General features: G+C 66.5%; 10 protein-coding genes. 5 read left to right on the forward strand and 5 right to left on the reverse strand.

The window, feature by feature from the left end:
- Nucleotides 1-22: 22 nt before the first annotated feature.
- Nucleotides 23-676 carry a TetR/AcrR family transcriptional regulator gene (locus tag ACTIFJ_RS07975; RefSeq protein ID WP_439533568.1) on the reverse strand — a complete coding sequence of 218 codons (654 nt, stop codon included), beginning with the start codon at nucleotides 674-676 and terminating at the stop codon, nucleotides 23-25.
- Between the two features lie 90 nt (nucleotides 677-766).
- On the opposite strand from ACTIFJ_RS07975, the gene ACTIFJ_RS07980 reads away from it, so the two are divergent.
- From ACTIFJ_RS07980 to ACTIFJ_RS07990, 3 genes are all read left to right on the forward strand, one after another.
- Entirely contained in the window at nucleotides 767-1,669 is a 903-nt protein-coding gene (locus tag ACTIFJ_RS07980) for an alpha/beta fold hydrolase (RefSeq protein ID WP_439533569.1), read from the forward strand.
- Nucleotides 1,670-1,765: 96 nt separating this feature from the next.
- Nucleotides 1,766-4,159, forward strand: coding sequence for a TonB-dependent receptor (locus ACTIFJ_RS07985; RefSeq protein WP_439533570.1), 2,394 nt, complete (start codon nucleotides 1,766-1,768; stop codon nucleotides 4,157-4,159).
- Nucleotides 4,160-4,171: 12 nt separating this feature from the next.
- A complete protein-coding gene (locus ACTIFJ_RS07990) occupies nucleotides 4,172-4,768 on the forward strand; it encodes a cytochrome b (RefSeq protein ID WP_439533571.1) in 597 nt (198 codons plus the stop codon).
- Here ACTIFJ_RS07990 and ACTIFJ_RS07995 read toward each other — a convergent pair.
- On the reverse strand, nucleotides 4,729-5,190 hold the full coding sequence (locus ACTIFJ_RS07995) for a vgr related protein (protein ID WP_439533572.1): 462 nt from the start codon (nucleotides 5,188-5,190) through the stop codon (nucleotides 4,729-4,731). The two genes, ACTIFJ_RS07990 and ACTIFJ_RS07995, sit on opposite strands and share 40 nt — an antisense overlap.
- Nucleotides 5,187-5,657 carry a copper chaperone PCu(A)C gene (locus ACTIFJ_RS08000; protein WP_439533573.1) on the reverse strand — a complete coding sequence of 157 codons (471 nt, stop codon included), beginning with the start codon at nucleotides 5,655-5,657 and terminating at the stop codon, nucleotides 5,187-5,189. Before ACTIFJ_RS08000 ends, ACTIFJ_RS07995 begins: the two co-directional genes overlap by 4 nt.
- A gap of 139 nt (nucleotides 5,658-5,796) precedes the next feature.
- Between ACTIFJ_RS08000 and dnaK the strand changes: the two genes are divergently transcribed.
- Nucleotides 5,797-7,704 (forward strand): molecular chaperone DnaK, encoded by a 1,908-nt coding sequence (gene dnaK, locus ACTIFJ_RS08005; RefSeq protein ID WP_439533574.1) that lies wholly within the window; start codon nucleotides 5,797-5,799, stop codon nucleotides 7,702-7,704.
- Nucleotides 7,705-7,771: 67 nt separating this feature from the next.
- The gene (gene dnaJ, locus ACTIFJ_RS08010) at nucleotides 7,772-8,923 is read left to right on the forward strand and encodes a molecular chaperone DnaJ (protein ID WP_439533575.1); all 1,152 of its coding nucleotides are present in this window, start codon (nucleotides 7,772-7,774) and stop codon (nucleotides 8,921-8,923) included.
- A gap of 121 nt (nucleotides 8,924-9,044) precedes the next feature.
- Here the strand turns inward: dnaJ and ACTIFJ_RS08015 are convergent, their stop codons facing one another.
- Both ACTIFJ_RS08015 and zwf read right to left on the reverse strand, forming a co-directional pair.
- Complete coding sequence (locus tag ACTIFJ_RS08015; RefSeq protein ID WP_439533576.1) at nucleotides 9,045-10,052, reverse strand: glucokinase; 1,008 nt, start codon at nucleotides 10,050-10,052, stop codon at nucleotides 9,045-9,047.
- Nucleotides 10,052-11,506, reverse strand: coding sequence for a glucose-6-phosphate dehydrogenase (zwf, locus tag ACTIFJ_RS08020; protein WP_439533577.1), 1,455 nt, complete (start codon nucleotides 11,504-11,506; stop codon nucleotides 10,052-10,054). The genes ACTIFJ_RS08015 and zwf overlap by 1 nt, the downstream gene beginning before the upstream one ends.
- Nucleotides 11,507-11,540 lie beyond the last annotated feature (34 nt).

Raw genomic sequence — 11,540 nt, forward strand, 5'->3', positions numbered from 1 at the left:
CCCCCCTGAGCTGATCCCTAGATTAGTCCTCGTAGCCGCAGGCGCCGCGCATGAAGCGGATGGTCTCACGCTCGATGCGCTGGTGCTCGGCCGGGTCGTTGGTGGCGAACAGCCGGTCGATCGCTTCACCAACAAAATTGTGGGTGAAGGCAGCGGCCAGGTCGATCTCGACGCCGGTGACGCCGCGCTTGGCGAAGGCGGCGTGCATGTGACGCTCGATCCATTCCACCACCGTGTCCTTGGCGGCATGGTAGAAGGGCTCGACATCGGCGTTGGTGGCGAGCTTCTTGCGCGGGCTGGGCTCGCAGCCTTCGCCGGTCATCCCTTCCCACATGGTATTGGTGCGGCAGAATTCGAAGACGCGGGGTACGGTGATGTTCGGGTTCAGGTCCTCCAGCGCGTCATCGCCCTGCATGTACTCGATCATCAGCCGGCCGTGGCGAACGCCGAGCTCGGCAAGTAGCTTCTGCTTGGAGCCGAAATGATAGAAGATAGAGCCTTCCGAGACATCGGCCTCACGGGCGATGTCGGCGGTGCCCGTGGCGGCGAAACCCTTGGTCGAGAACAGTCGGTAGGCGGCAGCGAGCACGCGGCTCTTGGTCTCCGCCGGATCATAGCGACGGGAACGACTGTCCTGTCGATCGCCGCTGCTGGTATCGATGGCGCGTGTTGCCACTGGCTGTTTTCCTTGTGCGACCGGATGCTGGTTCTATACGTTTTCAATCGAGATTGTGTCAAAAATTGATGAAATAAGGGAGCGACGGGCATGAACGCGATGTCTGGCGGCCCGGTCGACGCGATCGATGGCTGGTATTGGTCTGGCGATGGCCTGCGGCTGCATTATCGGGAATGGCCAGGTCCGGCGGCGCGGCCGGCGCTGCTGTGCCTGCCGGGGCTGACGCGTACCGCGGCCGATTTCGAGGCGCTGGCCCGCCGGCTGGCCGGGGCCTGGCGGGTGGTGGCGGTGGATCTGCGGGGGCGTGGCGAATCGGCCTGGCCGAAGGATTCCCTGTCCTATGTGCCGCTGACCTATCGGCTCGATATCGGGCGGCTGATCGATGTGGCCGGACTCGACCGGTTCGTAGTGATCGGCAGCTCGGTGGGCGGACTGCTGGCGATGCAGCTAACGACAGCGCACCGGGCGGCGCTGGCCGGAGTGATATTGAACGACATCGGCCCCGAGGTAGCGGCGGACGGGATGGCGCGGCTGCGCGCCAATGTCGGGCGCGGCGGCAGCTGGCCGACGTTTGTGCATGCGGCGCGTGACCTCGCGGCGCGCAACGCTGGCATCTACCCGGGCTGGCAGCTGGCCGACTGGCTGGGCTTTGCCCGGCGGCTGTGCCGGGTGTCGGCGACCGGGCGGATCGTCTTCGATTATGATCCGCGCATCGCCGAGCCGTTCCGGCTGCCCGGCCATGATGCCGGGGCCGACCATTGGGCGGCGTTCGAGGCGCTGCGCGGGCTGCCGGTGCTGAGCCTGCGCGGGGCGCTGTCCGACGTGCTGAGCGGCGAGGTGCAGGCGCGGATGGCGGGGCGGTTGCCGGGGCTGCGCACGGCGGTGGTGCCCGGCGTCGGCCATGCGCCGAGCCTGTCCGAACCGGCGGCGGTGACGGCGGTGGACGCGCTGCTGGCGGCGGTGCTGGAAGGCCACGGCGGGGGAGACGAATGAAGCGCCGTCAAAAAATCTGTTGATTTGTCCGGACAACCTGCGTTAGCGGCGAATTCATGGCGTCAGAAAGACGCGGTGAATAACGGGGGGATTCAGATGATCGACACGACATGGGTATCGCGCTCGATGCTGGCGGCGCTGCTGGCGGCGTCGGCAGCGCCGGGACTGGCTCAGGCCATCGCCGAGGGAGCGGCCGCGGACAGCGGCGAGATCATCGTGACGGCGCGCAAGAAGGAGGAGCGGCTGCAGGACGTGCCATTGACCATCACCGTCGTCGGCCAGGAGCAGATTACCCGGGCCAACCTCGACAACATCAACGACCTGGCATTCCAGACACCGGGCTTCTCGTTCCGCCAGGGCTTCGGCCGCACCGGCGGCGGCGGCGGCGCCGGGGTGCGGCCCTCGGTGCGCGGCATGTCCAGCGTGGTGGGGGCGCCGAATGCGGCGTTCTTCGTCGACGGGGTGTTTGTGTCCGACAATATCGGCTCGTACCAGCTCGACAATCTGGAGCGGGTGGAGGTTATCAAGGGGCCGCAATCGGCGCTGTTCGGGCGGCAGACCTTTGCCGGCGCGATCAACTTTGTCACCCGGCGGCCGACCAACGACCTGCAGGGGCGGCTGCAAGTGACGCTGGGCGAGTTCAAGAACCATGAAGTCTCGGGCTATCTCTCCGGCGCGCTGGTGCGCGACGTGCTGAAGGCCGAGATCAATGGCCGCTATTATAATTTCGGCGGCGACTATGTGAACGCCGACAATGGCAAGCGCGAGCTGGGGGCGCAGCGCAGCTTCAATATCGGGACGACGCTGGTGTTCACCCCGTCCGACAATTTCGAGGCGGTGCTGCGACTGGGCTACAATAATGACGAGGATGGCGGCTACGTCTATAATTTCCAAGGGTCGGGGAAGAACAACTGCTTCCCGGCGCCGATCGTCGGCAGCGTGCCCTTCCCGCGCACCAACACGGCGCGGCGCGACTTCTACTGCGGCGAGGTACAGACGCTGCCGAGCTATGCCTATAATATCGACGAGATCCGCTCGGCCGGCTTCAACGGGCTCGACCGGGAATTCTACAGGTCGTCGCTCCAGTTGAACTACACGACCGACGAGGGCTGGGCGTTCACCTCGATTTCGGCGTTCAACCATAATGAGTCCGTGGTCGGGCAGGACAATACGCTGCTGCCGAGCGCCAACCCGGCCTTTGCCGTGGACCAGAGTAAGAACCGCGATTGGCAGCAGGAACTGCGCGTCGCTACGCCGCAGGACTGGAAGGTGCGGGCGCTGGCTGGCGGCTATTATTTCCAGCAGGACGATCTGGGCGGCTTCCAGTTCACCAACACCAACCGCACCCGCCGGCCGTTCGACAGCAACCAGGGCGTGCGCAGCTATGCGCTGTTTGGGATGGTCGAGGCGGATGTGACCGAGCGGCTGACGATCAGCGCCGAAGGGCGGTACCAATGGGAGACGATCCGCGATTCGTCGCGGACGCTTGGCGTGGAGGGCCAGCCGGCACCGGTGCCGACCGGACTGCGCGAGGCGAAGTTTAAGGCATTCCTGCCGCGCGCCACCATCGCCTATGAGGTGTCATCGGCGCTGAATCTGTTTGCGACCGCGGCCAAGGGCAACAAGCCGGGCGGATTCAACGCATTGCCCAACGACGGCATTGCCGCCGACAATCAATTCTTCCGCGACCAGGGCTTCGATGTGTTCCGTGAGGAAAGCGCCTGGAGCTATGAGGTGGGGGCCAAGGGCCGGGTCGGCGCGATCAACGTATCGGTGGCCGGCTTCTACATCGACTGGTCGAACCAGCAGCTGAGCCGGGGCGAGGCCTATACGAGGACCAATGGCACGCCGAACAGCGTGGTGTTCATCCAGAACGCCGGCAAGTCCGAGATCAAGGGCTTCGAGGTGGATGTCAGCGGCAACCCGACGCCGTGGCTGTTCCTGCGCGGGGCCTATACGTTCGTCGATGCGCGCTTCAAGGAATTCTATGACGATACCACCGAGGAAATCTACGACACCGATGGGCGGCCGGGGCGGCTGCGCGGCGGCGCACGGAACCCGCTTGATCTCGACAAGCTGGAAGGCGATGTCAGCGGCAACCGGCTGCCACAGACGCCGCAGCACCAGTTCGTGCTCACCGGGCAGATCCAGGCGCCTGTCAGCGACGGGCTGTCCGGCTTCCTGCGTGGCGACCTGGCCTATGAGAGCAAGCGCTACAGCCAGGTCGACAATCTCAACTGGGCCGGGGACAGCTACAACCTTAACGTCAATGTCGGGCTGGAAGGCAAGAACTGGAACGTCACTCTGTTCGCCCGCAACCTGCTGGACGACAAGACGCCGCTGGTGGTGACGCGACTGCTCGACTTCAACCGGCTGCTCACGCGAGTGAATCCGCTGACCGGGCTGAACCAGACAACCTTCTTCCGTGACTTTGCAGTGTCGGCGCCGCGGCGGCGGCAGTTCGGTGTCGTGCTCGGCACCCAGTTTTAGGGGAGGATGCCGGTGTCCCTGCGCAATACAGCGACGCGCTGGGGTACCGGCGCCAAGTTATTCCACTGGACGATGGCGGTGCTGATCATCGGCACGTCGCTGTTCGTGCTGCATGTGAATGACAGCATGCCGTGGTTTAAATCGTCGCCGCTGTTCTTCATCACCTATATCCATTGGCACAAGGCGCTGGGGCTGCTGGCGCTGCTTCTACTCGTTGGGCGGTGGCTGTGGCGGCGGGACAATGTGGTGCCGGTGACGGCGCCGCTGACGCCGGTGGAGCATCGCTGGTCGCACCGGGTGCATATCGGGCTGTACGGGCTGATGCTGATCGTGCCGCTTTCGGGCTGGATTGCCTCATCGGCATTCGGCAGCGGCACCAATGTCTTCGGGCTGTTCACCATTCCGCCGATCATCCCGAAGACGAAGCCGCTGGTGGGGCCGGCCTATTGGGTTCACTTCGGGCTGGCCTGGGGGTTACTGGCGCTGGTCTCGGCGCATGTGTTCGCGGCGTTCTGGCACCATGACCGGCGCAGGGACAATGTGCTGCGCGCCATGTGGTTCGGACAGGCTCAGCCGCGCCAACCCTCGAAGGGCAGCAGTGCCGCATAGGTGGCGAGCGGGGCCTGGCGGCGGATGTGGGCGCGGGCGAGGAAGGCATCGGCGACAATGCAGGCCTGTTGCTCGATTCCATAGGCGCGCAGTGGCTTACCCGGCACCAAGGTGTAGCGGTAGCGCGCGAACGGCAGGCGGCGAAGGATCAGGTTGATGCCGCTCTGGTGCTGCCAGACATGGGTCATCTCGTGAATAAAAAAGGCCTGGGTGAGCAGATCCTGCGTGGCGAAACAGGGCTGCCAGGCCGAGCCCTCGGGGTGGCACCAGATATGGCCATCGGGCGCCATGGTGATGTGCCGGGGTTGCAGCCAGAACCATTTCCGGCGCCGGATGGTAACCGGCGCCGGATCGAGCGCGGGGCCGAAGACGCTGGCGACCAGCGCGGTTTCGGCCCGGGTGAGCGGTCGCTGGCTGCTCAATGGCCAGCGTGAGGATTTGCGGCGGGCTTGGGAGCGGTGCCCGGCTTGCGGACTTCGGCGTTGGTCGTGATTCGAGCGCCGCTGCTGAACACCAGGGTGATCGGGATCGTTGCCGGCGGGGCCTTTAGATCGAAGAGCATCAGGTGCTTGCCGCTTGGAGCGAAGGTGACGGTCTCGTTGGCGGCGACGTCGAGGCCATCGAGCTTCTGCATCCGCATGACGCCGCCGGTCATCGACATGGTGTGGATCTCGACGCGGGCGTTCTGGGCGACGGCTTCCACCAGACGATCGGGGCGCGCGCCGTTCTTGAACGTGAAATAACCGGCGGCCGGGCGGCCGGGGGCCGGGTTGACCCGCACCCAGGCGTCCTTGATGCCATCGGCGGCCGGGGCGGCCGTGGCGGGGGCGGCGAGGATGAGCATGGCGAGCATCAGCGCAGGTACGGCAATGATAGGAGCGCGTGACATAGACAGACTCCGGTCGGGGGTTCTTGCAGGGTGAAAACCAGCTTCCTATATCCGCTTCACCTGAACATTGCATGTCGGACGATGGGTCGCGTTGCCTTGTGGGGCGTGGCCGCACGGGCCGGAAACAAGAGGAAGAAGCATGGCCAAGGTTATCGGAATCGATCTGGGTACCACCAACAGCTGCGTCGCCGTGATGGAAGGCAGCCAGCCGAAGGTCGTGGAGAACACCGAGGGCGCGCGCACGACGCCAAGCCAGGTGGCATTTTCCAAGGACGGCGAGCGGCTGGTCGGCCAGCCGGCAAAGCGCCAGGCGGTGACCAACCCCGAGAATACTATCTTTGCCGTGAAGCGGCTGATTGGCCGTCGTTTCGACGATCCACTGACCCAGAAGGACGCCGGGCTGGTGCCGTACCGCATCGCCAAGGGCCCGACCGGGGATGCCTGGGTCAACGCCGGCGGCCAGGATTACAGCCCGTCGCAGATTTCCGCCTTCATCCTGCAAAAAATGAAGGAAACCGCCGAGGCCTATCTCGGCGAGACGGTGACGCAGGCAGTGATCACCGTGCCGGCCTATTTCAACGACGCCCAGCGCCAGGCGACAAAGGACGCCGGCAAGATCGCCGGCCTCGAAGTGCTGCGCATCATCAACGAGCCGACCGCGGCGGCGCTGGCCTATGGCCTCGACAAGCGCGGCGATGCCAAGACCGTGGCCGTTTATGACCTTGGCGGCGGCACCTTCGACGTGTCGGTGCTCGAGCTGGGCGACGGCGTGTTCGAGGTGAAGTCGACCAGCGGCGACACCTTCCTCGGCGGTGAGGACTTCGACGCCAAGCTCGTTGAATTCCTGTCGGCCGACTTCAAGAAGTCCGAGGGGATCGACCTGACCAAGGACAAGCTGGCGCTGCAGCGGCTGAAGGAGGCTGCCGAAAAGGCCAAGATCGAGCTGTCGTCCTCGGCCTCGACCGAAGTGAACCTGCCCTTCATTACTGCTGACGCTACCGGGCCGAAGCATCTCGTCAAGTCGATCACCCGCACCGACCTCGAGAAGCTGGTGCTCGACCTGATCGAGCGGACGCGCAAGCCGTGCCTCGACGCCATCTCTGAAGCCGGGGTGAAGGCCAGCGACATCGACGAGGTAATCCTCGTCGGCGGCATGACCCGTATGCCGCGCGTGCGCCAGTTCGTGAAGGAGCTGTTCGGCAAGGAGCCGAACACCAGCGTCAACCCGGATGAAGTCGTCGCCATGGGGGCGGCGATCCAAGCCGGCGTGCTGCAGGGCGATGTAAAGGACGTGCTGCTGCTCGACGTGACGCCGCTTTCGCTCGGCATCGAGACGTTGGGCGGGGTGTTCACCCGGATGATCGACCGCAACACCACGATCCCGACCAAGAAGAGCCAGACCTATTCGACGGCCGACGACAACCAGTCGGCAGTGACGATCCGGGTCTTTCAGGGCGAGCGCGAGATGGCGGCCGACAACAAGATGCTCGGCCAGTTCGATCTCGTCGGCATTCCGCCGGCGCCGCGCGGTATCCCGCAGATCGAGGTGACCTTCGACATTGATGCCAATGGCCTTGTCTCGGTTTCGGCCAAGGACAAAGGCACCGGCAAGGAGCAGCAAATCCGCATCCAGCCGTCCGGCGGGCTGTCCCCGGCCGACATCGACCAGATGGTCAAGGATGCCGAGCGCTTTGCCGAGGATGACAAGAAGCGTCGCGCCGTCGCCGAGGCCCGCAACCAAGCCGATGCGATGATCCACCAGACCGAGCGCCAGCTCGGCGAGCATGGCGACAAGGTGGATGCCAGCGTGAAGGCCGAGATCGAGTCCGCGCTGGCCGATGCCAAGGGCGTGCTGGAGAGCGGCGATGCCGAGGCGATCAACGCCAAGGCGCAGGCGCTGTCGATGGCGGCGATGAAGCTCGGCGAGGCGATCTACAAGGCCGAGCAGGCGTCGGCAGCTTCCCCGGGCGCCGAAGCCCCGGCCGATGACAATGTCGTCGATGCCGAATTCTCCGACGTCGATCCCAACGGCGACGACAAGAAGTGATCTTCAACACGAGGGGCGGTAGCGCGAGCTGCCGCCCCTTCGGCTGTTGGCGGGGGCCCGGGCGGCGATGAGCACCGAAATCGATTATTACGAGTTGCTCGAATGCGAGCGCGGCGCCGACGATTCGACGCTGAAGAGCGCCTATCGGCGGCTCGCCATGCGCTGGCATCCAGACAAGAACCCCGGCGACGGCGCCGCCGAACAACGCTTCAAGGCGATCAGCGAAGCCTATGAGGTGCTGAAGGACCCGCAGAAGCGCGCCGCCTATGACCGCTATGGCCATGCCGCCTTCCAGCAGGGCGGCGGCGGCGGCGGGCCCCAGGATTTTGGCGGTTTCTCCGACATCTTCGAGAACATATTCGGCGAGTTCATGGGCGGTGGCGGCGGCCGGCAGCGGCGCAACGGGCCGGCGCGCGGTGCCGACCTGCGGTATGACCTTGAAATGACCCTTGAGGAGGCGTTTGCCGGCAAGGCGGCGCAGCTCGAGGTGGAAACCGCGGTCAATTGCGAGCCGTGCGGCGGCACCGGCGCCAAGCCCGGCACCTCGGCGCGCACTTGCTCGACGTGCGGCGGCCAGGGCCGGGTCGGCATGCGGCAGGGGTTGTTCATGGTCGAGCGCACCTGCCCGGCGTGCCATGGTACAGGCCAGATCATCGCCGACCCTTGCGACAGCTGCGACGGCGCCGGGCGCGTCGAGAAGCGCCGGACGCTCAACGTCAATATTCCGCGCGGGGTTGATGACGGGACCCGCATCCGCGTCGCCGGCGAAGGCGAGGCCGGGATGCGCGGCGGGCCGCGCGGCGACCTCTATATCTTCGTCCACATGAAGGCGCATTCGCTGTTCAAGCGCGACGGCACCACCCTGTTCGCGATCGCACCGATCTCCATCACCACCGCCGCCCTGGGCGGCGAGATCGAGGTGCCGGGATTGGACCGCGATGTCGCCGTGGTGCGAATTCCGCACGGCACCCAGACCGGCAAGCAGTTCCGGGTGCGGGGGCGCGGGATGCCGGCGCTGCACGGCGGCAACCCCGGCGGCGGCTTCGGCGACCTCGTCGTGCAGATCGAAGTCGAGACGCCGGTCAAGCTGACCAAGCGGCAGCGCGAACTGCTGGAGGAATTCCAGACGCTGGAAGCGGCCGAAGGCGGGCGCAATACGCCCAAACAGTCGGGGTTCTTCGACAAGCTGCGTGGGGTTTGGAACGAGCTGACGGACTGAAAAGGCCGTCGGCGGCTGGGGGCCAGGCCCCCAGACCCCATTTGGGGGCTCGGTCCTCTACAATTTTGGCCTGAACCCGTTTCTGGGGTCCGGGGGCTGAGCCTCCGGCGGCCGGAGGCCCCTATGCGACCGCCGCCGCTGCGCCGACCAGCCCGGGCTCGGCGAGCAGTAGGCGGCTGACCGGGAGGCGGGCGAGGTGGCTGGCGAAGCGGCCCTTGTCCAGGAAGCGATCGACGAAGACCGGGTGGTTGAGGCGTTCGCCGAGGCGCTGGCCGAGGCCGCCGGCGATGACCACGGCGGAGGCGCCCTGGGCGAGCGCGACGTCGCCGACAAAGCCGCCGAACAGCGCGAGGAAGCGTTCAAGCGTGGCGGCGGATTCCGAGGTTTCGCCTTCGAGCACCTCGGCCCAGAGCGATTGCTGATCGATGGCCGGGGCGCCGCCCATGGCGAGATGGATGGGGGCAAGGCCGGCGCCGGAGAGCAGCCGCTCCGAGCTGACGCGGCCGGAGAGGCCGCGGCGCATAGCGGTGAGCAGCAGGTCCTCGAGCCCATCGGTGGGCGCGAAGCCGATATGGCCGGCCTCGGTGGTGATGACGTGCTGGACACCGGCGATGCGGACCAGCATGGCGGCGCCGAGGCCGGTGCCCGAACCTGCATTGGGGCCGATGACGCTGATGACGCCATTGGCCGGCAGCGGCGCGCGGGGGCCGCAGATATGGGCGAAATCGCGCGGGCCGGCGATGGCGACGGCGTGAGCGACGCTTTCGAAATCGTTGAGCAGGCGGACGCTGGGGATGCCAAGCGCGCCGGGCAGCTCCGCGGGGCGGATGGTCCAGGGGTTGTTGGCGAGGCGGACCTCGGCGCCGGGTTCGGAGGCGTTGAGGGGAACGGCGACGGCGAGTGCGGCGAGCGACGACAGCGGCTGGTCGAGGCTGGCGGCGAAGCGGCTGACGGCGTCCTCCAGGCTGGGATGGGCGGCGGTGATGGTGGTGGTGACCGGGCCGAGCGCCGGGCGAACGCCGGGGCCGACGCGGGCCAGCGCGAAACGGGCATGGGTGCCGCCGATATCGGCGACGGCAACGGTCCGGGCCGAGGTGCTGGCGGCGGCGCGAGCGGAGGGGGGCGCCATCAGTCGTGCCAGCTGACGCCGTCGCGTTCGGTCAGCGCGATGGCGGCGTTCGGCCCCCAGGTGCCGGCGGCATAGTGGCGCGGGGCATGGCCGGCGGCGGCCCAGCCGGCGCGAATGGCATCGATCCAGGCCCATTGCGCCTCGACCTCGTCGCGGCGGACGAACAGCGTCTGCCGGGCCTCGATCAGATCGAGCAGCAGCCGCTCATAAGCGATGCGGCGGCGGCTCTCGGCAAAGGCGTTGGCGAGGCCGATATCCAGCGGGATGGCGCGCAACTTGAGGCCATCACGATCGAGGCCGGGGCTCTTGGCCATCATTTCTAAGCGGATGTTCTCTCCGGGCTGGAGGGTGATGACAAGCGTGTTGGCCTGGAGCGGGGCGGCGCCGAAAATGCTGTGCGGCACTGCGCGGAACTGGACGACGATGGTCGAGCTGCGCTCGGGCAGGCGCTTGCCGGTGCGCAGGTAGAAGGGCACGCCCTTCCAGCGCCAATTGTCGATATGGGCCTTGAGCGCCACGAAGGTCTCGGTGGACGATGCCTGGCCGAGATCCTCGGCATAAGCGGGAACCGGCTTGCCGGCGACGGCGCCGGCGGCATATTGGCCGGGCACGCTGTGGGTGGCGACGCTGGCGGCATCGATGGGGCGCAGCGAGCGCAGCACCTTGACCTTCTCATCACGCACCGAGGCGGGATCGAGCTCGACCGGGGGTTCCATGGCAATCAGCGCGACGAGCTGGAGCATATGGTTCTGCACCATGTCGCGCAGCGCGCCCATGCCGTCATAATAGTCGGTGCGGCCTTCCAGCCCGACGGTCTCGGCGATGGTGATCTGGACATGCTCGATATAGGCGGCGTTCCACAACGGCTCGAACAGCGTGTTGGCGAAGCGGAAGCCGATCAGGTTCTGCACCATCTCCTTGCCGAGATAGTGATCGATGCGGAACGTCTGCGCCTCCGGATAGGCGCTGGCGACGGCATCGTTGATGGCGCGACTGGCGGCGAGACTGTCTCCCAGCGGTTTTTCCAGTGCCAGCCGGGCGCCCGGGCCGGCGAGGCCGGCCGAGGCCAGGCCGGCGATGGTGGGACTGAACAGCGCCGGCGCGGTGGACAGGAAGATGGCGAGGTTGGACTTGTCCGGCACCGCCTCGCCGAGCGCATCGAAGCCGGCGATGGTGGTAGCATCGAGCGGGACATAGTGAATGCGGTCAAGGAAGCGGGCCTGGACGGCGTCGGTCAACCGCTCGGGTTCGATGGCCTGGGCCAGCGCCTCGGCGGCGATCTTGCGGAACGCAGCATCGTCATGGGCCGAGCGGGCGGTGGCGATGATCCGCAGGCAATCAGGGAGCAGGCCCTCGGCATCGAGATTGTAGAGCGACGGCAGCAGCATGCGCCGCGACAGGTCGCCGGTGGCGCCGAACAGAAGGAGATGCGTGCACGCTTTGGAATCGGCCATGGCGGGACCATGGAGCGGGACACGCGGCTTGAAA

The organism is Polymorphobacter sp., assembly GCF_051860865.1.
In the GTDB taxonomy this organism is placed as follows: Bacteria; Pseudomonadota; Alphaproteobacteria; order Sphingomonadales; family Sphingomonadaceae; genus Sandarakinorhabdus.